Origin of the sequence: Arthrobacter sp. AB6, from assembly GCF_031844545.1 — a bacterium.
GTDB lineage: Bacteria > Actinomycetota > Actinomycetes > Actinomycetales > Micrococcaceae > Arthrobacter.
This window is the reverse complement of the sequence record NZ_JAUZVL010000026.1, coordinates 16,895-36,903: the sequence shown is the minus strand read 5'-3', so window position 1 is coordinate 36,903 and position 20,009 is coordinate 16,895. Positions and strand designations below refer to the sequence as shown.

The window sequence follows — 20,009 nt, the reverse complement described above, 5'->3', positions numbered from 1 at the left end:
CATTTAGCGGGAAGCACGGAAGATCTCCGGCGCGGGACGGGTGCCTGTGGCGAGGTCGGCGAGGATGCGGCCAATCACGGGGGTGAACTTGAACCCGTGCCCGGAGAACCCGGCGCCGATCACCACGGGGCCGATCCGGTCCAGGATAAAGTCCTCGTCCGGGGTGGTGGTGTAGGTGCAGCTGATGGCCTCGAAGGAATCGGCGTCTACCCCGGGCAGCCACGTCCGCGCGTAGTCCTGCAGGGCGGCGAGCTGCCGGGGTTCGGGCTGGAAGGAGCGCTGGTCAGGATCAACGGGCGGTCCCACTCCGTGCCAGCCCGCCTTGATCCCCTCGCCGGGCGTCTCCATGCCGTACACGGGGGAATACCAGCCCCGGTAGTCCGCCCCGGTGCCGGGGTAGTGGTTGAAGCCGGGCCACACTGCGCCCGCGTCCGCCACCCGGAAGTGTGCCGGCTGCTCCTGCGTGACCCGCAGCCTGGGAATCCGCAGCCCGGTACCGGGGCTGTTGCTGAACACCCGGCCCAGGAGCTTCTCCGTCCAGCCGCCGGCCGTGACCACCACCTGCGCGGCGGTGACCTCCTCGATGCCGGCGGCGGACTCCAAGCCCAGCCGGACGCCGTCGTCCATCACCTGCAGGTCCACCACCTTGGTGTGGTGCCGGATCTCGGCACCGCGGGCTGCGGCGAGGCGCTGTAATGCAGGAAGCGCTGCTTCAGGGTTGAGCTGGCCGCCGTCGGGCATGTGCAGTGCCTGCTGGTCGAAACGGATGCCGCGCCAGCGCTCCCGGGCCGCGGCCGGGGACAGGAGCTCCGCCCGGATGCCCGCCTGCGTCAATGCCTCGGCGGTGTCCGGAAGCCGGGGGTCCGGTCCGTGGTTCACAACCCCCGTCCGCGCCAGCAGCGTCTCGCCGCTTTCCTGCTCAAGCTCATCCCACAGCGCCAGCCCCTCTGCCAGCATGGCCACGTATTCGGGACGGTGGTAACCGGGGTTCAGGTTGCGGGTGGTGCCGTGCGAGGCCCCGATCCTGTGCCCCGGCCCGAACTGCTCCACCAAAGTCACATGCCGGCCCCGGCGGGACAGCGCCCACGCGGCGGCCGAGCCCATGGCGCCGCCGCCGATCACCACGGTGTCCAGAACAGTATTCATCAGCCCTCCACGACTCGGGTCAGGTCAGCAGCAATGCCACGCCGATCATCGCCGGCACGGCCACAACGGTGGTAATCAGCACGGTGTCTTTCGCCACGGTGAGGCCGGTCTTGTACCGGCTGGCAGCCACAAAGACATTCTGCGCTGTAGGCAGGGCAGCGGTGACCACCACGGCGAACAGGACGTGGCCTTCAAGCCCCAGCCCGAACCGTGCAAAAAGATATGCCAGCGCGGGCTGGACGGCCAGTTTGAAGCCGCTGGCCAGCAGCGTGTCCAGGCGCCGGCCTTCCGAGGCTTGGAGCGGCCGGGTGCCGTTCAGGCTCATGCCAAACGCGATCAGCATGGCCGGAATCGCCGCGCCACCGATCAGGTGGATGGGCTCCATCACCAGTTGCGGGACCTGCCAGCCTGTCCCGGCCACGGCCAGGCCCAGCGCGGAACCCACGATCATGGGATTCCGGAGGATCATTACGATGAAGTTCAGCGGCGTGGTGCGGTGGGAGCTGGTGCTTGAATCCAGGAGCATCAGGAACAGCGGCGTGAAGAAGGCGAGCTGGAAGATGAGCAGCGGTGCCACGTAGCTTGCGTCGCCCAGGACGTACACCGCGATGGGGATGCCCAGGTTGGCGGAGTTCACCAGTGAGGCCGCCATGGAGGACATCAGGGACTCGGGCAGCGGGCGTTTGAGCCAGAACCGGGCGATGGCAAAGAAAATGGCCGCGGTGGCCACTGCCGAGACCGCAGCAACCAGCAGCGGCGCCGCGAAAACCTCTGCGAGGCGGGCCTTGCTCAGCGTTTCGAAGAGCAGGGCGGGGCTGGCCACGAAAAAGGTGAGGGAGCTGAGGACCTGCCGGGCGTTGTCACCCAGGATCTTCTGCCGGCCCACGAACCAGCCCACCAGGATGATGCACCAGACCACAAAAAACCCGGCGAGTACCCCTAGCAAGAGACAATCCGCAGGGAATCAGCCCGGGCCGTGCGGGGGAGCCGTCTGCCGGAAAGCACCCTCCGGTTACAGGGTGGCGTTGTTAAGCGCGAAAGGGGGCCGCATCATCCCCGGAGTGAGGCCCTCGGCCGGGTCATTGCCCAGCTGGATCACCCGGTTGTTTTCATCCACGTGGACCACCCGCGGTTCATAGGCCTTGGCCTCTTCGGTGGTCATCTGGGCGTAGGTAATCAGGATGACGACGTCGTTCTCGTGCATGAGGTGCGCCGCTGCACCATTGATGCCGATCACGCCGGAGCCGCGCTCGCCGGCGATGGTGTAAGTCTCAAGCCGCGAGCCGTTGGTCACGTCCACGATGGAGACGAGCTCGCCGGGAAGGATGTCGGCGGCCTCGAGCAGGTCCAGGTCAACGGTGACCGAACCTACGTAGTGCAGGTCGGCGTGCGTGACGGTGGCCCGGTGGATTTTGGACTTGAACATTGTGCGATTCATAACGGCATCAGTCTAGCGTTGGGGGCCCGTCGGCGCAGTGATGCAGGGAACAGTGACGCAGGGACGGCTCCTGCGCAGTGCCCGAGCCCCGTCGCTACGCTGGGCGGCGCCAATTTTGGAAGGACACAGCACGACGGCGGCTGGTCACCCGGCGTCCTGCTGTGCCACGGCCGCTGCAGTGGCCGCCAGGGTCTCCCGGGCTGCGAGGATCGCGGGCCGCTGGGCGCTGGAACGGCGGACGGAGGTGAACACCGTGCGGTGCGGCTTGCCCGGCAGGTCAAGGAGCCGGGCGGTGGTGCCGCGCCCCGTCCACACCAGGTCCGGCATCAGCGCCACCGCGTTCCCGGACTCGATGAGGCGGATCTGGGCCTGGAGGTCGGCGGTTTCAAAACGCACGTCGGGCTCGAACCCCGCGCTCCGGCAGGCCTGCTCGGCCCAGTGGCGGGACGCCGCCCCCCGTGGTTCCATGACCCAGGCGAGTTCCGCGGTGTCCTCGATCGAGGAGATGGCGGGGCCGCCGTCGGACGCGGGGGGAACGGCGAGCCGGATGGCGTCGGTAGTGAGCTTGACGCGGTCCAGTTCGGGATAGCGCGGGGCGGCGTGGCCGGGGTACTGCTCGGCGATGACCAGGTCGAAGTCGCGTGCCCACGTCTCGTGCAGCGCCGTTTCCGGCTCACGCTGGATCATCTCGATGCGCACTTCGGGATACGCGCCGGCCATGCGGGTGAGGGTCTCGGGCATGAGCGCCAGCGCGGCCGACTGGAACACGGCGATCCGCACTGTCCCGGTCACGGTGGTCAGGGAAGCCGCAAGGTCCGCCTCGGCCTGTTCCATGGTTTCGAGCAGCTGCGCGGTGTGGGCCACCAGGACCTCCGCCTGCGGGGTGAGCTGCACCCGCCGCCCGGTCTTCCGCAGCAGCTCAACCCCCACTTCCTTCTCCAGCAGCGCGAGCTGCTGGGACACCGACGACGGGCTGTACTGGAGTGCGTCTGCCACCTCCGCCAGCGTCCCCCGGATGCTCAGTTCCCGGAGCAGGCGAAGCCGGCGAACATCAAGCATAAGGAAATCCTTACCGAAACTAATGAATATAGGTTAGAAGTAGTCACTTTATCTAACGCAACCCCGCTTGCATACTGTTGAGACCGAGTTACCCCCGTCACAAGCGATTTTTCGCGCGCCGTGACGGGGAAGCACCCCAAGCAGGAGTTCCTGATGAGCAGTAGAGACATGACCCAGTCGATCATGCGGCGCAAGCCCATTGACGACATTGAAGAAGAGAACAAACACAGTGGCCTCTTTAAGTCACTCGGGCTTTGGCAGCTGACGGCAATCGGCGTTGGCGGCATTATCGGCGTCGGCATCTTCTCCCTCGCGGGGCTGGTGGCCGCCGGTAGCGAAACCGCACCCGGGGTGGGGCCCGCGGTGCTGATTTCCTTCCTGGTGGCAGGCCTCGCCTCGGCGGCGGCGGCGCTCTCCTACGCCGAGTTTGCGGGCATGATTCCGCGCGCCGGTTCCGCCTACACCTACGGGTACGTGGCCTTGGGCGAGATCATCGGCTGGTTCATCGGCTGGGACCTGCTGCTGGAGTACATCGCCATCGTGGCTGTGGTGGCCATCGGCATCTCCGGCTACTTTGACGCCTTCCTCTCCGGCATCGGCATCCATATGCCTGTTTGGATGACCTCGACGGCGGATGAAGGCAAGGGCGGCATCGTCAACCTCCCTGCCATCCTGGTCTGCCTGCTGGTCACCTGGATCCTCTCCCGAGGCACCAAGGCGTTCGGCCGGTTCGAACTGGTGGCTGTGGCCGTCAAGGTCATCCTGATCCTCTTCATCATCGGCCTTGGCGTCTTCTACATCGACACCAACAACTACAACCCGTTCATGCCGAGCGGCTTCGGTCCCGTGCTGGCCGGCGCAGCCACGGTCTTCTTCGCAGTTTTCGGCTACGACGCCATGAGCACCGCGGCCGAGGAAGCCACCGACGGCAAAAAGCACATGCCCAAGGCCATCATCCTGTCCCTCATCATCGCCATGCTGCTCTACGTGGCCGCCACCCTGGTGCTGACCGGCATGCAGAATTACAAGGACATCGATCCCAAAGCCGGCTTCGCGTCAGCCTTCACCGGCGTGGGCCTTCCGGTCATCGCCACGATCATCTCGGTGTTTGCTGTGCTGTCCATCCTCACCGTGATGCTGACATTCCTCCTGGGCGTCACCCGCGTATGGTTCGCCATGAGCCGCGACGGGCTGCTTCCCGGCTGGTTCGCCAAGACGGACCGCCACGGAACGCCCCAGCGGGTCACATGGATCGCCGGCGTTGCCTCAGCGTTCCTGGCCGGGGTATTCCCCATCAAGGAAGTCGCGGACCTCACCAACATCGGCATCCTTGCCGCGTTCGTCGTCGTCTGCTTCTCCGTGATCATCTTCCGCTACAAGAAGCCGGACGCTCCGCGCACCTTCCGCTTGCCGCTGATGCCGGTCATCCCCGCATTCGGCGTCCTGGCCTCCGCGTTCCTGATGTTCCAGCTGCACTGGGAGACCTGGGTGCGGTTCGGCGTCTGGCTGGTCATCGGCCTGGCCATCTACTTCTTCTATGGCAAGAAGAACTCCCTGATGAACCCCAACAGCCCCCGGCATGAGGAGATTGTGGAGATGCACCGGCCCGTCGGCTGACGCTCTCTCACTTAACGTCGCCCGAACCGGGACGCTCTCTCACTTAACGTCGCCCGAACCGGGACGCTCTCTCACTTAACGTCGCCCGAACCGGGACGCTCTCTCACTTAACGTCGCCCGAACCGGGACGCTCTCTCACTTAACGTCGCCCAAACACGGACGCTCTATCACCTTCCTGTGGAGGGTGATAGAGCGTCGCCGTTTTTCCCGCATTAAGTGAGAGAGGGTTGCCCCGAAACGCGCAGGAAGTGAGAGAGGGTGCGTGGAGTTTCCGACCGGTCCGGCGGCGGGAAGAAGAGTTGGTTTTTCTAACCTGTATTGCTTAGAAAAGATCGCTTTATCTTATGTGATTGGAAGCTCATACTGGTTGCTAAGACCTCCTTGAACCCCAGAAAGATCGGGAAAACAATGACCCACGTTGCAATGGAACCCGCAGCCGCCGCCGGAACTGCGCCGCAGACCGTCGACGTCGATGTGCCGCAGGCCAAGGCCCTGGCAACCGACGCCGTGGCGCTGGTCCGCCACTGGCTGACCGAGGCATCGAAGGTGCCCGTGGACGCTTCCGCCCAGCAGCTCGCCGGCGTCCTGAAGGACCCCAACGGCCTGGAATTCACCGTTGGCTTCGTGGACGGCGTGGTCCGCCCCGAGGACCTGAACGTTGCCGCCCGCAACCTCGCCGCACTGGCGCCCAAGGTCCCCGCGTTCCTGCCCTGGTATATGCGCAGCGCCGTAGCATTGGGCGGAACCATGGCTCCGGTCATGCCGCAGGTGGTCATCCCCATTGCCCGCAAGGTCCTGCGCGAAATGGTGGGCCACCTGATCGTTGACGCCACCGACGCCAAGCTCGGCCCCGCGATCGCCAAGATCCGCAAGGACGGCATCAAGCTCAACGTCAACCTCCTCGGCGAAGCCGTACTGGGCGAGCACGAGGCCTCCCGCCGGCTCGAGGGCACGCACACCCTGCTGGCACGCCCCGACGTCGACTACGTCTCCATCAAGGTCTCCTCCACGGTGGCCCCGCACTCGCCGTGGGCCTTCGACGAGGCCGTTGCACACGTCGTCGAGAAGCTCACCCCGCTATTCGAGCGCGCAGCGTCATTTCCCAAGGCCAAGTTCATCAACCTGGACATGGAGGAGTACAAGGACCTGGACATGACCATCGCGGTCTTCACCAGGATCCTGGACAAGCCCGAGTTCAAGGACCTGGAAGCGGGCATTGTGCTCCAGGCCTACCTCCCGGATGCCCTGTCCGCGATGATCCGGCTGCAGGACTGGGCGGCTGAAAGGCGTGCCCACGGCGGCGCCGCCATCAAGGTGCGCGTGGTCAAGGGCGCAAACCTGCCAATGGAGCAGGTGGAATCCTCCCTGCACGACTGGCCGCTGGCAACCTGGGGCAGCAAGCAGGACTCGGACACCAGCTACAAGAGCGTCATCAACTACTCCCTGCACCCCGAGCGGATCAAGAACATCCGGATCGGCGTAGCCGGCCACAACCTGTTCGACATCGCCTTCGCCTGGCTCCTTGCCAAGCAGCGCGGCATCGCGGATACCGCACGGCAGAGCATCGAGTTCGAGATGCTCCTGGGTATGGCCCAGGGCCAGGCCGAAGCCGTCAAGAAGGACGTCGGCTCCCTGCTGCTCTACACGCCGGTGGTGCACCCGGCCGAGTTCGACGTCGCCATTGCCTACCTGATCCGCCGCCTCGAAGAGGGCGCCAGCCAGGACAACTTCATGTCCGCCGTGTTCGAGCTGGACAAGAACGAAGCCCTGTTCGAGCGCGAGAAGCAGCGCTTCCTCGCCTCGCTCGCCGAACTGGACAACCGTGTCCCGGCGCCCAACCGAAAGCAGAACCGGAGCCTGCCGCCCGTCCCCAGGCCGCACGACCACTTCGAGAACACCCCGGACACTGACCCGTCCCTGCCCGCCAACCGCGACTGGGGCCGGGCCATCCTGGACCGCGTCCCGTCCTCCACCCTGGGCAACGCCTCCGTGAAAGCAGCCTTCATCAATGACGAGGCAACCTTGAACGGCGCCATCCAGGCCGCCGTGGAGAAAGGCAAGGCCTGGGGCGCACTCTCCGGTGCCGAGCGTGCAGAAATCCTGCACCGCGCCGGCGACGTCCTGGAGGCGCGCCGCGCCGACCTGCTTGAGGTCATGGCCAGCGAAACCGGCAAGACCATCGACCAGGGCGACCCCGAGGTCAGCGAAGCCGTGGACTTTGCCCACTACTACGCCGAGTCCGCACGCAAGCTGGACGAGGTCGACGGCGCCACGTTCGTCCCGGCAAAGCTCACCGTCGTAACCCCGCCCTGGAACTTCCCGGTGGCCATCCCCGCCGGGTCCACCCTCGCGGCACTCGCCGCCGGCTCCGCCGTCGTGATCAAGCCCGCCAAGCAGGCCGCCCGCAGCGGCGCCGTCATGATCGAAGCGCTCTGGGAGGCGGGCGTCCCCAAGGACGTCCTGACCATGGTGCAGCTGGGCGAGCGGGAACTGGGCAAGCAGCTCATCAGCCACCCGGCCGTTGACCGCGTGATCCTCACCGGCGGCTACGAGACCGCCGAACTGTTCCGGTCCTTCCGCCAGGCTCTGCCGCTGCTGGCCGAGACCAGCGGCAAGAACGCCATCATCGTCACCCCCAGCGCGGACCTGGACCTGGCCGCAAAGGACGTTGCCTACTCGGCGTTCGGCCACGCCGGCCAGAAGTGCTCGGCCGCGTCGCTGGTGATCCTGGTGGGTTCGGTCGCCAAGTCCAAGCGGTTCCACAACCAGCTCATCGACGCCGTGACCTCCCTCAAGGTGGGCTACCCCGAGGACCCCACCAGCCAGATGGGCCCGATCATCGAACCGGCCAAGGGCAAGCTCCTCAACGCCCTCACCACCCTGGGCGAGGGCGAGAACTGGGCCGTGGAACCGAAAAAGCTGGACAACACCGGCCGGCTCTGGAGCCCGGGCGTGCGCTACGGCGTCAAGCGCGGCTCCTACTTCCACCTGACCGAATTCTTCGGACCCGTCCTGGGCGTGATGACCGCCGACACCCTTGAAGAAGCCATCGCCATCCAGAACCAGATCGAGTACGGCCTCACCGCAGGCCTGCACTCCCTGAACTCCGAGGAACTGGGCGTCTGGCTGGACAGCATCCAGGCCGGAAACCTGTATGTGAACCGCGGCATCACCGGCGCCATCGTGCAGCGCCAGCCGTTCGGCGGCTGGAAGAAGTCCGCCGTTGGCGCAGGTACCAAGGCCGGCGGGCCCAACTACCTGGCAGGGCTCGGTGATTGGGCGCCCGCCACGGCCTCGGCGAATGCCGCTGCCACCCACCCCGGCGTGCGGCGGATCCTCAACGCTGCCGGCGCTGTCCTGCAGCCCGCCGAGCTCGAGTCCGTGCAGCGGGCCCTGGCGTCCGACGCCCAGGCGTGGACCGAGGAGTTCGGCACAGCTAAGGATGTCTCCGGACTCAGCGCGGAGCGCAACATCTTCCGCTACCGCAGCCTGCCCGTGACGGTCCGGCTGTCTGAAGGCGCGCCGCTGGGCCATCTGGTCCGGACAGTGGCAGCGGGTGTGCTGGCGGGTTCGGCACTCACGGTTTCCTCCGCCGTCGAACTTCCCGCCCAGCTGCGCCCGGTGCTCACCGCGCTGGACATCGAAGTAGCAGTGGAGTCCGACGCCGAATGGCTGGCTTCCGCGGGCCGGCTCGCCGCGGCGGGGAAGCTTTCCGGCGCACGCGTCCGCCTGATCGGCGGCGACGCGGCAGGCCTTGCCAAGGCCACGGGCGGCCGTCCGGACCTGGCAATTTACGCGCACCCGGTCACCGAAGCCGGCCGCGTGGAACTGCTGCCCTTCCTGCACGAGCAGGCCGTCAGCATCACCGCCCACCGGTTCGGAACTCCCAACCACCTCTCCGACGCCCTGATCTAGGCGCCCTTTTCCAGACGCCCCGCTCGAGGAGTCTGCCGGCGTAACCTTTCGGCACAAAGAGGGCCGGACGTTCACCTTTGCGGTGGCCGTCCGGCCCTCTTTGCCCTGCGGAAGCTAGCCCAGGTACCACCCGGGCGGCGTCCACGTGACTGGAACACTGTGGGCGGAGAAATCCTCGCAGCGGGTGCAGGTGTAGGCGACTTCGCCCAGGGTGCCTACCGAACCGTCGCGCCGGTAGGTGGGCGGAATGTAAGACTCAAGGTAGACAAACTCGTCAGTGCGGCACCTGTCACAGTTAGGTTTGCCGACGTAACCGGTGTCGGTGGTGGCAATGCCTGCACCGAGCCTGGAATTGCGGGTTCCAAGCTGGCGCGCAGGGGCGTGTGAGTGGGCTTGGGCCGGACTGTAATGGGGGTTCTTGGCTGTCGTCATTGGCTGCCTGTCCCGAGCCGGAATCCTGGCATGCAGGAGCGGCCTCGTGTTTGTATGACGGCCGGCTGCTTGACCCTGGAAAATTCAGCATAAGGGATGCAGCCTTCCGCAATCAATGGAAACAGCGGCATGGCTTCGCCAGGGGGGACATCTTGGAGCGTTATGCTGGTCGGTTAATGGTCCGGCCCACAATTGACTGCGTCAGGGCGTCAATGACCTCGGCATTGGCCAGGGGGTTGCGGATCAGGGTGAAGTCCACGTCGCCCACCGCGGGCAAGTCGAAGCGCCGGGTGATGATCTTCAAGTCCTCCGGGACGAGCGACGACGGCATGACAGCGACGCCGATCCCCGCCCGGACCGCCGCCAGCACGCCGCTGATTTGCCGGGTTGTGCAGGTGATCCGCCAGGTCCTGCCGTGGGATTCGAGGGCGTCGATTGCCAGTTTCCGGCTCAGGCTGGGGGAGGGGTAGGCGATGAGCGGGACAGGCGCTGCCGGGTCCAGCGTGGTCTGCTCCAGGCCCACCCAGGAAAAGGAATCGTGCTGCACCACCGTTCCGTCCTTGGCTCCGGCCACCCATTTCACGAACACAAGGTCCAGTTGCCCCGCGTTGAGCTTCCGGTACAGCTGGTCGCTTTGGCCCACCGCGAGTTCCAGGTTGATCTGCGGGTAGATCTGGCGGAACTCCCGCAGGATCCGCGGCAGGCCCGTAATGGCAAGGTCGTCAGCAGTGCCGAACCGCAGCCGTCCCCGCATTGCAGACCCGGAAAAGTACCGTGAAGCGGAGTCATGCGCAGCCAGGATGTTCCGCGCGAACCCCGCCATGGCGTCCCCGTTGTCAGTGAGCCGGACGTCCCGCGTATCCCTGCTGACCAGGACCCTTTTGGCGGCCGCCTCCAGCTTGCGGACGTGCTGGCTGACCGTGGGCTGCGCCAGGCCGAGCCGCTCGGCGGCCTTGGTGAAACTGAGTGTTTCCGCCACGGCCAGGAAAGAGCGCAGCTGGGCTGGGTCGAACACGATGGACTCCGGTGGCGTCGGTGCGGGCGGGGACGTATTGCGCTCTGCAATAGGACTTATAGGGACAATGCGTCTCCATAATCCGTGCCTCCAGCCTAGCGTTAAGGACATCCCGGACCGCACGCACTGTGAGGACACACCTGTGGCACCCCCACCGCCTTCATCGGCAACCGTCACCCAGCCCGTCATCGACACCGCATACTCCGCCCCGCCGGACAGCCAAACCCATGCCAATCAGACCCAGCCCGTCGCCGTCGTCAGTGAACGCCTGCCATGGAAGCACACGTTCATTTCCCTGAGCGTTCCCAACTTCCGCATCTTCGCGATCGGCCACTTCATCGCCGTCGTCGCCGTCTGGATGCAGCGGATCGCCCAGGACTGGCTGGTGCTGGAGCTCTCCGGCTCCGTGACCGCGGTTGGCATCACCGTGGCGCTGCAGTTCCTGCCGTCCCTGCTCCTCGGGCCGTGGGGAGGGATGATCGCGGACCGGTTCGCCAAGCGGAAGATCCTGATCCTGTGCCAGGGCATGGCCGCGGTCCTGGCCGCCGCGCTGGCAGTCCTTGCCCTCAGCGGCGCCATTGAGGTGTGGCACGTTTACGTGATTGCACTGGTGCTTGGCCTGGTGACCGTGCTCGACCAGCCGGCACGCCAGGTCTTCGTCAACGAACTCGTAGGGCCGAAGTACCTGCGCAACGCCATCAGCGTCAACTCCACCACCTTCCAGCTGGGCGGCCTGATCGGCCCCGCCCTGGCCGGATGGCTGCTGACGGCCGTGGGGGCGGGATGGGCCTTTGCCGGCAACGCCTTCGCCTGTTGCACCACCGTGGCCATGCTGCTCATCCTGCGCAAGGACCAGTTGTTCCTCAGCGCGCCCGCACCGAAGAGCAAGGGAATGCTGCGCGAGGGGCTGCGGTACGCGCTGGGAAAGCCCACCATCTACTGGCCCTGGCTGATGGCCGGCTTTATCGCGGTCTTCGCCATGGGGCTGCCGGTGGTGCTCGCGGCCTACGCGGACCACGTCTTCAACGTTGGTGCCGGCGGCTACGGCCTCCTCAACGCCCTCGTGGCGCTTGGCGCGCTGGCCGGGGCTGTGGCGTCCACGCGGCGGCGCCAGCTCCGGCTCCGGTCCGTGGTGTTCTGCGCCGGAATGTACGGCGCCATGCTCTGCCTGGCCGCCCTGGCCCCGTCCATGCCGGTGTTCGGCGCGGTGATGGTGCTGTCCGGGTTCTGGTGCCTCATGTTCCTCACCGGGTCCAACCAGCTGGTCCAGGTCAGCTCCAATATGGGCATCAGGGGCAGGGTGATGAGCCTGTACATCATGGTGCTGATCGGCGGCCAGGCCATTGGCGGCCCCATGCTCGGCTGGATCGCCGAACATGCCGATCCGCATGTGGCGCTGCTGGTCTCCGGCGGGGTGCCGGCCCTCGCGGCGGTGACCGTCGCACTGATCCTGGCGCGCAAGGGCTCGCTGCTGCTGAGGGTGGACCTCAGGGACCGCCGGCAGCCTGTGAGGATTGTCCGGCGGGCGGCGGCGTAGCCCGCGGCTACAGCGCCAGGTGCGGGTACGCCTCTTCACGCTTCTGGAATTCGAGCACGTCCTTGTTGCGGACCACGCCGTCACGGATCTCGATGGCACGGGAGATGGTTTCGTTGCCGTCCCACGCCTCGGGGCCGCTGATGACAGTTTCGAGGAACGGCAGCAGGGCCTGGCTGATTTCCCAGCTGGCGGAGTTCCAGAGGTAGGACGGGCTGTGGTCGACTGCGTAGTAGTTGATGTGGCCGCCCACCGTGAACATGGGGTCGGCGAAGGTGGTGGACCGGGCCCAGCTGAATCCCATTCCCTCGTCGCATGACACGTCCACAATGAGGCTGCCCGGGTTGAAGGCCGCGAGGTCCTCCGTGCGCAGGTAGGTCAGCGGGTTGTTGGGGTCCTGCAGGGTGCAGTTGACCACGATGTCGCTTTCGGCCAGGAACGGCGCCAGCGGCACCCGGCCCCGTTCGGTGATCACCTGGCTGAGGAAAGGTGCTTCGGCGTCGTGATCGAACTGGACGATGTTGACCGAGTGGATGGGGGCGCCGACGGCGGCCACTCCCCGGTTGGTCAGCACCTGGACGTCGTGGATCCCGTGGGCGTTCAAGGCCGTAACAGCGCCGCGTGCCGTAGCGCCGAAACCGATGACTGTGGCACTGAGCCGGCGTCCGTAGTCGCCGGTTGAGCCGGTCAGTGCCAGTGCGTGGAGCACCGAGCAATACCCTGCGAGCTCGTTGTTCTTGTGGAAGACGTGCAGCCCGAAACCGCCGTCACTGGCCCAGTGGTTCATGGCCTCGAAAGCTATCAGCGTGAGCTTCTTGTCAATGGCCAGCTGCGTTATGGCACGGTCCTGGACACAGTGCGGCCAGCCCCAGAGGACCTGGCCGTCCCGCAGGTCGGACAAATCCTCCGCTTGCGGCTTCGGCAGGAGGACGACGTCGGCCTCCGCCAGGAGCGTCTCCCTGCCGGCCATCCTGCCCACCAGGGTGGCGAGGTGCGCATCCGAAACGCCGAAGCGTTCACCGTAGCCGTGCTCAAGGATGATGTGCTCGCGGACCTCCGGCGCAATGCGCTCAAAGTGGAGCGGGTGAATGGGGAGCCTGCGCTCGTCCGGCTTTTTCGTTGATGCCAGTACGCCCAGGGCCAGTTTCTTCTCCGGGCCCATCACTTCTTTTTGGCGGCCTTGTTGGACGTGATGTCCAGGGAGCTGGCGGGGGCGGAAGCGGCCTTCTTGTCTGCGCGCTTTTCCTTGATGGACTTGCCGGATTTTTTCGATGCTGTTTGACGCGGGGACTTGTCAGCCATGTATTGCTCCTGTAGCGGAACCGAAGAGGTTCCTGACTTCTGACGATACACGCAGGCACCTAATGGGCCCGGCGGGCGCTGGCGGCCCCGCTGACAACATGGAGCGGCTGACGGGAATCGAACCCGCGTATCAAGCTTGGGAAGCTAGCGCTCTACCATTGAGCTACAGCCGCAATGCCCCGCCGAAGAGGGGCAGAACATAGCTTAGCGCAGATGTCTGCCCGCCCCGCCCATTCAGGGCGCCGGAGCCCCGTGTCCTGGCCGGCCCGCGCGTCATCCAGTAACTCTTCAATAACGTCCCCGGCCCTGGCTAGGTGGGCGCGCGGAGCGCTGGCTAACCTGAACCGGTAGCTGCGGTGCCGGGGGGCGCAGCTGCTGCGGCCAGCCCACGTTTACACAGGAAGATCCCCATGGCATTTGCGGAGCACGAGGTCCTGATCAGTCGTGACGCCATGGCCGTGTATCTGTACCTGCTGGATGCCACCAATCTTCCGCTATGGTGCGACTCGGTCCGCAGCGTCACGCTGCTGCAGGGCGCTTCTGCCGCCAAGGGCGCGGTTTACCGGATGATGGTGGCCGGGCGGTCCGGACTGAGCATTCCGGCGGAACTGGAAATCACCAAGGCCAGGCCTGGCGCGGAGATCGAGTTCCATGTAATCTCCGGACCCGCGCACCGCTCGGGCGGGTATTACCTCAGCACGGAATCCGGGGGGACGCGGGTGCGGTTCGCCCTCGAAGCCCGGGCGGAGGGGCCCGTCGGATTCCTGAACCTGCCGGGCTTCCTGAATAGGCTCGGCTTCCTCAACAGGATGCTTCAACGGAACGTCCGCTCCGAAGTGGCCCAGCTGGAACGCCTCAAGGGTGTCCTGGAGCTCCAGCCGGCCATCTAGCACCTACTGCGCCAGCCGTTGTCCGGTCCAGGGTCCGGGGATGTTCGACGGCGCCGCGAGGCTTCCAGAGGCCAGGTCCCAGTACTGGACAACGTCCGCTGCCCGGCGCAGCGCCAGCCCCGTGGAGTTCAGCCCGGTGACGTCCCTCAGTGCCCTGATGCCTGTCACGTCTCCCCAGCCGGTGGCGACCGTAGGCCTTGTTTCGGCGCGCAGCGCGGGGGTGCCCCAGCCGCGGTGGAGCTGGACCGATCCGTCAGCACGCAGCGCGAGGACATCCTGGAACCCGTCGGCGTCGTAATCCACCATGGACAGCTTCCGGGCGGCGCCAACAGAGCCCACGAAGGCGCGCTCCGCGAGGTCGCCCAGGCCCTTGTTCGGATACAGGAAGAGACTCCCGGCTCCGTCCAGGGCAAGAAGCTGCGGCATCCGGTTGTTGGCGCACCAGCCACCCACGGCAAGGGTGAGGGACTCCCATCCCCCGTTCCCGAGGGTGGCAGCGGCCTGGAATCCGCCTGTGGCGTTGCCCCGGCTCAGGGTCACGGTGCCGTTGGTCCACTGGGTCAGGAGGTCATAGGTGCCGTCCCGGTCCCAGTCGGTAACAAAAACGTCCTTGGCACCCGCGAAGCCTGAACCGATGACCCTGGCTGCGGCGAAGGTGCGCGCGCCGGTGGCAGCGCGGGCAAGGAGCTGTCCCGCGGAGTCCACGGTCACGAGGTCCCCCGGCCCCTTGATCGCGGCGGCGGAGAGGTCAAGCGTGGGCGGCATATGTTTGACGGGCGCATCGCATACGCTCGGTGCTGCCGGCGGGAAAGCATTGCCCGACCCGGTGCCGCCGGGAGCGTCGAGGGTGCCGGCTGGAAGAGTGGTGTAGCCGAAGAAGTTCACCACTCCCCAGATTTTGTACGTGCGGTCCGTGTACGAGATGCCGGCGCCCATGACGTTGAAGCGCGGATCGAGCAGCATGGCGTTATGGCCGGCGGAGCTCTTCCACCATTCCACGAGTAGTGCGGCATCGCGGTCAGTGCGGATGGCGATGACCTCGCCGGCGCCGTTGTTCGGGCTGAGGGCACGCGGGTCGGTCCAGAAACTGGCGCGGTGCTCAATCACCTCGCGGGACGCGATGCTGTCCGACCATTCCTGCGCCAGCCCGGCCACTGTTGGGTGGTACTTCACCGGATTAAGGCCCCTGGACGCCCGGTACTCATTGATCTTGGTGAAGACTGTGAGAACCGCTGCCGCATTGCTGTCCGGAACCAGGGCCTCCGTCGAAGGCAAGGCCGTGGCTGACTCGGGAGCCGCCAAGCGGGAGGGCGCCGGTGAGGCCAGTTCTTCATCCGGGGCCCAGAGCGGCGGAATCCATGGGACCTCGGGAGCCGGCTCCGCGGTGGCCGTACTCGGGGAGGGTACCGCGAGGGCATCAGCTGACGGTGCGGCGGGTGCGGGCTCCGGCGCCAGTGTGACGTCGGCGCCCGCGGGTGACGCCGGACGGATGCCGGGTTCCACGGCGGGGGTGAGCCCCGACGCGGCCGGGCCCTCACCCGTGGAGGCCCCGGCGTCGTCGTTCACGGTGGCCGGGCCCAGGACGACGCTGGACGGGCCCGCCGCTCCAGTAGTCACACCAGGCGAAAGCGGCAGGGGCGGCGTGCCGGCCCCCGAGGAGACCAGCGCCAAAGCGCAGAGCGCGCCAATAAAAGCGGGCGCCACCAATCTATTCACAACAACCCCAGCTCTGTTGGGCCATCCGGGAGACCATCCGGCGCCTGAATCACTGAGGCAACATTAGCCCCAGCAGACGCCAGCAACAACGAAAGAATGCAGTTGTGGATAACGGGTACTGATAAGCCATGCGGTAATTTGGGACGGTGCTGATCTCTGACCGCGATATTCGTGCCGAAATAGACTCCCAGCGGATCGTGCTTGAGCCGTACGAACCGGCGATGGTCCAGCCGTCCTCCGTGGACGTGAGGATCGACAAATTCTTCCGCCTGTTCGATAACCACAAGTACGCACACATTGACCCGGCGGAGGAACAGCCGGAACTCACCCGCCTGGTGGAGGTGGAGCAGAACGAGCCGTTCATCCTGCATCCGGGCGAGTTCGTGCTGGGTTCCACCTATGAAACCGTCACGCTGCCGGACGACATCGCCGCCCGGCTGGAGGGCAAGTCCTCCCTGGGCCGGCTGGGGCTGCTGACGCACTCCACCGCGGGCTTCATTGACCCCGGCTTTTCAGGCCACGTCACCCTGGAGCTTTCCAACATGGCCACGCTGCCCATCAAACTGTGGCCCGGCATGAAGATTGGCCAGCTGTGCTTCTTCCGGCTGTCCTCCTCGGCGGAGCATCCCTACGGCTCGGGCCAGTACGGCAACCGCTACCAGGGCCAGCGCGGCCCCACGGCGAGCCGCAGCCACCTGAACTTCCACCGCACGTCCATTTAGGTGCGCACGGCTCCCATCAAGCCCGCGTACCTAGGCTTTGGCGGCCACGCTCCGAGGGTGCAGCAGGGGCCTTACCAGCGGCTCAACATACCGGGCAGCCAGCGGACCAATGACGGCCATGAGCAGGACGTACGCAGTGGCAAGGGCCGCCAGTTCATCCGAAACCGCTCCTGACGCCACTGCCAGCCCGGCGATGACGATGGAGAACTCGCCGCGCGCAATGAGCGTGGCGCCGGCACGAAACCGTCCGGGCCTGGCAATGCCTGCACGCTTGGCTGCCCAGATTCCGGTGGCCATCTTGGTGACCGCGGTGATGACAGCCAGCACCAGGGCCCAGCCGAGCACCGGCGGAATGGATGAAGGATCGGTGTTGAGCCCGAAAGCCACGAAGAAGATGGCTGCGAAGAGGTCCCGGAGCGGTTCCAGGATGCGGGTGGCATTGTGGGCCGTTGCCCCTGAGATGGCGATGCCGAGCATGAAGGCGCCCACCGCCGCGGAAACCTGCATGGCCGAGGCCAGGCCTGCCACCAGCAGCGCGGCGCCCAGCACGTTCAGGAGGAACACCTCCGAGTTCTCGCTATGGACGGCCTTCGACACGTGATGCCCGTGGCGCAATGCCACCATCAGCACCACGCTCACAACGGCAAGGGCAATACCCACCGTGGTGAGGCCGCCAATGAAGCTGACCCCGGCAAGGATGGTGGTCAGGACCGGAAGATAGATGGCCATAGCCAGGTCCTCGAACACCAGGATGGACAGGACCACCGGCGTTTCCCGGTTGCCCAGCCGGCCCAGGTCCGTGATGACCTTGGCAGCGATCCCCGACGAGGAGATGTAGGTGACGCCGCCCATCACCATGGCGCCGACTCCGCCCCAGCCGAGCAGGTAGGCGAGGGCCGCCCCGGGCAGGAAGTTGAGCACCAGGTCCAGGACGCCGGCCTGCCAGGAGCGCCGCAGGCCAGTGAACAGCTCCGCTGCCGTATATTCCAGCCCGAGCATAAGCAGCAGCAGGATCACGCCGATTTCCCCGGAGAGATGGGCGAACTCCTGCATCCCCTCCAGCTTGACGATCCCGCCGGCCCCGAAGGCCAGCCCGCCCAGGAGGTAAAGGGGGATGGGTGACATTCCGATCCGGCCGGCCAGCCTGGCCAGAAGGCCGAGGCAGAACACAACGGCCCCCAGTTCAACGAGGGTCAGGGCCAGCGGATCCACGGCGTTTATCCGTTACGCAGGATATCGGCTGCTGCGTCGAGACCTTCCTGGGTGCCTACAGCCACCAGCAGGTCGCCTGTGTGAAGGACGACGTCGGGTCCAGGCGAGGGGAGCACCTCGCCTTCGCGCATGATGGCCACGATGGAGACGCCGCACCTGGTACGGATGCAGGCCTTGCCCATGGGCTGGTTCTGGAACGGGGAGTCTGGAGCGATGGAGAACTGCCGGGTCACAATTCCCGGAACGTCCTTGTGCTCTTCCGTCAGCTTCATGGCCAGGTGCTGCCCGCCGAGGAGATTGCCGAGGGTTGCGGCCTCTTCGCTGGTAAGGGGTATGGATGCCTGGCAGGTATCGGGATCGTCCCAGGCGGAAACAATGAGTTCCGTCTGGCCCTCACGCAGCTCCACCACGCCGATCCGGCGGCCGGAGGCAGTCATGAAATCCTTGCGCCGGCCCAAGCCGGGAAGGTCGGTTTCGTCCACGTTCATGCTCCCAGCCTAGTCTCCCCAGGCCCCGGTTGGTGTGGGGGCGGACACAGGACCGGGAGGTATCGCAGGACCAGCCGGCACGCCGTGAAACCGCTGGCACCTAGGTGGCCGGAACCACCGCGATGGGGGCCTTGTCCGGGGACTTGACCGGCAGCAGGACCAGCAGCCCGGCCAGGAGAACCACCATGATGCCCAGGATGCCCCAGCGCTGCGCCTCGCCCTGCGCCACGAACGGAGTGGCCGCCGCGATGCTCAAGGTGAAGAGCGCCGGCGCCAGGAAGCTGACGGCGCGGCCTGTGGTGGCGTAGAGGCCGAAGAGCTCGCCGGATTCCCCGTGCGGGGCGAGCCGGGCCAGGTAGGCCCGTGATGAGGACTGGGCGGGCCCCACGAACAGGCAAAGGAAGAGCCCGAATACCCAGAAGGTGGTGCTGCCGGCCCAGGCCATGCCCAGGAACACGTAGTCGCCGTTTCCGAGCACAAGGATGACCGTGCCGGCAACCAGGAGGCCCGCCAGCGATCCAATGATCACCCGCTTGGGGCCGATCCGGTCGTCCAGGAACCCGCCGATGACCGCGCCCACGGCCGCCACCACGTTCCCGAAGATGGCGAAGAAAATCACCTCGGACAGCTCAAAGCCGAAGGTGCCCGCGGCGATGATCCCGCCGAAGGTGAAGACGGCGGCCAGGCCGTCACGGAACACGGCGCTGGCCAGCAGGAAGTAGATGGTGTGCGGGCTGGTGGCATAGATGGCCTTGATCCGCCGGACCAGCAGGCCGTAGCTGGCCAGGAAGCCCAGCCGCCGTGCCTGGGTGGCGCGGGGGAGTTCGGGAACGGCGAACAGCACGGGAAGGGCGAAGATGAAGAACCAGAGCGCTGAAAAGACTGCCACCAGGCGGATGTTCAAGCTGTCCTGCGTGGACGCCCCGAACCAGTCAAAGCGGGGCTGGACGAACAGCTGGAGCACGATCAGCAGGGCCACGATGCCGCCGAGGTAGCCCGCGCCCCAACCGAAGCCGCTGACCTTGCCGATGTTCCGTGGCGTGGAGATCTGCGCGAGCATGGCGTTGTAGTTGACGCCGGCGAACTCGAAGAACACGTTGCCCAGCGCAATGAGGGTCACGCCCAGCAGCAGGAATTCCGGCTGCGGGAACACGAAGAAACACAGCGCCGTGAGGATGGCGACGGCGGCCGTGTTGACTCCCAGCCACAGCTTGCGCCGGCCGCCGGCGTCTGAGCGCTGGCCGGTGACCGGTGCCAGCAGTGCGATGGCCAGGCCTGCGACTGCCAGCGCACCTCCGAGGACCGCCGAGGCCCGGTCTTCGCCGCCAAAGGCGTTGGAGGTGAGGTAGACGGTGAAAACGAACGTCGTCATCACCGCGTTGAAGGCCGCCGATCCCCAGTCCCAGGACGCCCATGCCAAGATGCGGCCCTTGCTGGTGGCCCGGGTCCCGGATTCAAGTTCCGAGGACGGCTGCGTGGCCCCGGGAGCGCTGGCGCTGTTCATACGATGCATCGTATCCGCC

17 protein-coding genes and 1 tRNA gene are annotated in these 20,009 nt (G+C 66.2%); 5 read left to right on the top strand and 13 right to left on the bottom strand.

Translation table 11 applies throughout. The features are described from left to right. Window positions 1-3: 3 nt before the first annotated feature. From Q9R30_RS16835 to Q9R30_RS16820, 4 genes are all read right to left on the bottom strand, one after another. Complete coding sequence (locus Q9R30_RS16835) at window positions 4-1,146, bottom strand: FAD-dependent oxidoreductase (protein ID WP_311218308.1); 1,143 nt, start codon at window positions 1,144-1,146, stop codon at window positions 4-6. A gap of 19 nt (window positions 1,147-1,165) precedes the next feature. Beyond that, entirely contained in the window at window positions 1,166-2,092 is a 927-nt protein-coding gene (locus Q9R30_RS16830; protein WP_311218307.1) for an AEC family transporter, read from the bottom strand. A gap of 66 nt (window positions 2,093-2,158) precedes the next feature. Then, a complete protein-coding gene (gene panD, locus Q9R30_RS16825; RefSeq protein ID WP_197432448.1) occupies window positions 2,159-2,584 on the bottom strand; it encodes an aspartate 1-decarboxylase in 426 nt (141 codons plus the stop codon). A gap of 144 nt (window positions 2,585-2,728) precedes the next feature. Continuing rightward, on the bottom strand, window positions 2,729-3,643 hold the full coding sequence (locus Q9R30_RS16820; protein WP_104999355.1) for a LysR substrate-binding domain-containing protein: 915 nt from the start codon (window positions 3,641-3,643) through the stop codon (window positions 2,729-2,731). 153 nt (window positions 3,644-3,796) lie between these two features. On the opposite strand from Q9R30_RS16820, the gene Q9R30_RS16815 reads away from it, so the two are divergent. Together Q9R30_RS16815 and Q9R30_RS16810 are read left to right on the top strand one after the other, a co-directional pair. Then, window positions 3,797-5,260, top strand: coding sequence for an amino acid permease (locus Q9R30_RS16815; RefSeq protein ID WP_104999354.1), 1,464 nt, complete (start codon window positions 3,797-3,799; stop codon window positions 5,258-5,260). Between the two features lie 408 nt (window positions 5,261-5,668). After that, window positions 5,669-9,175: a bifunctional proline dehydrogenase/L-glutamate gamma-semialdehyde dehydrogenase gene (locus Q9R30_RS16810; protein WP_311218306.1), complete on the top strand. Its 3,507-nt coding sequence runs from the start codon at window positions 5,669-5,671 to the stop codon at window positions 9,173-9,175. 114 nt (window positions 9,176-9,289) lie between these two features. Here Q9R30_RS16810 and Q9R30_RS16805 read toward each other — a convergent pair whose 3' ends face one another. Then, a complete protein-coding gene (locus Q9R30_RS16805) occupies window positions 9,290-9,607 on the bottom strand; it encodes a hypothetical protein (protein WP_104999353.1) in 318 nt (105 codons plus the stop codon). 160 nt (window positions 9,608-9,767) lie between these two features. Next, complete coding sequence (locus Q9R30_RS16800) at window positions 9,768-10,622, bottom strand: LysR substrate-binding domain-containing protein (RefSeq protein WP_311218305.1); 855 nt, start codon at window positions 10,620-10,622, stop codon at window positions 9,768-9,770. A gap of 142 nt (window positions 10,623-10,764) precedes the next feature. Here Q9R30_RS16800 and Q9R30_RS16795 point away from each other — a divergent pair, with 142 nt between their 5' ends. Continuing rightward, complete coding sequence (locus Q9R30_RS16795) at window positions 10,765-12,159, top strand: MFS transporter (RefSeq protein WP_311218304.1); 1,395 nt, start codon at window positions 10,765-10,767, stop codon at window positions 12,157-12,159. Between the two features lie 7 nt (window positions 12,160-12,166). Here Q9R30_RS16795 and Q9R30_RS16790 read toward each other — a convergent pair whose 3' ends face one another. The 3 genes from Q9R30_RS16790 to Q9R30_RS16780 form a co-directional block, all read right to left on the bottom strand. Then, window positions 12,167-13,318 carry a N(5)-(carboxyethyl)ornithine synthase gene (locus Q9R30_RS16790; protein ID WP_104999350.1) on the bottom strand — a complete coding sequence of 384 codons (1,152 nt, stop codon included), beginning with the start codon at window positions 13,316-13,318 and terminating at the stop codon, window positions 12,167-12,169. Beyond that, window positions 13,318-13,458 (bottom strand): hypothetical protein, encoded by a 141-nt coding sequence (locus tag Q9R30_RS16785; RefSeq protein WP_199775289.1) that lies wholly within the window; start codon window positions 13,456-13,458, stop codon window positions 13,318-13,320. The genes Q9R30_RS16790 and Q9R30_RS16785 overlap by 1 nt, the downstream gene beginning before the upstream one ends. Before the next feature lie 99 nt (window positions 13,459-13,557). Beyond that, a tRNA-Gly gene (locus Q9R30_RS16780) sits at window positions 13,558-13,631 on the bottom strand. Window positions 13,632-13,868: 237 nt separating this feature from the next. Here Q9R30_RS16780 and Q9R30_RS16775 point away from each other — a divergent pair. Further along, window positions 13,869-14,348: an SRPBCC family protein gene (locus Q9R30_RS16775; protein ID WP_311218303.1), complete on the top strand. Its 480-nt coding sequence runs from the start codon at window positions 13,869-13,871 to the stop codon at window positions 14,346-14,348. A 3-nt stretch (window positions 14,349-14,351) separates the two neighbouring features. Here the strand turns inward: Q9R30_RS16775 and Q9R30_RS16770 are convergent, their stop codons facing one another. Beyond that, the gene (locus Q9R30_RS16770) at window positions 14,352-16,013 is read right to left on the bottom strand and encodes a CAP domain-containing protein (RefSeq protein WP_396136739.1); all 1,662 of its coding nucleotides are present in this window, start codon (window positions 16,011-16,013) and stop codon (window positions 14,352-14,354) included. A 197-nt stretch (window positions 16,014-16,210) separates the two neighbouring features. Between Q9R30_RS16770 and dcd the strand changes: the two genes are divergently transcribed. Further along, window positions 16,211-16,786: a dCTP deaminase gene (dcd, locus tag Q9R30_RS16765; protein ID WP_104999347.1), complete on the top strand. Its 576-nt coding sequence runs from the start codon at window positions 16,211-16,213 to the stop codon at window positions 16,784-16,786. Window positions 16,787-16,816: 30 nt separating this feature from the next. On the opposite strand, the gene Q9R30_RS16760 is transcribed toward dcd, so the two are convergent. From Q9R30_RS16760 to Q9R30_RS16750, 3 genes are all read right to left on the bottom strand, one after another. Then, the gene (locus Q9R30_RS16760) at window positions 16,817-17,998 is read right to left on the bottom strand and encodes a cation:proton antiporter (protein WP_311218301.1); all 1,182 of its coding nucleotides are present in this window, start codon (window positions 17,996-17,998) and stop codon (window positions 16,817-16,819) included. 5 nt (window positions 17,999-18,003) lie between these two features. Further along, window positions 18,004-18,486 carry a cation:proton antiporter regulatory subunit gene (locus Q9R30_RS16755; RefSeq protein ID WP_104999345.1) on the bottom strand — a complete coding sequence of 161 codons (483 nt, stop codon included), beginning with the start codon at window positions 18,484-18,486 and terminating at the stop codon, window positions 18,004-18,006. Between the two features lie 100 nt (window positions 18,487-18,586). Beyond that, a complete protein-coding gene (locus Q9R30_RS16750) occupies window positions 18,587-19,990 on the bottom strand; it encodes an MFS transporter (RefSeq protein WP_311218300.1) in 1,404 nt (467 codons plus the stop codon). Window positions 19,991-20,009: the final 19 nt, after the last annotated feature.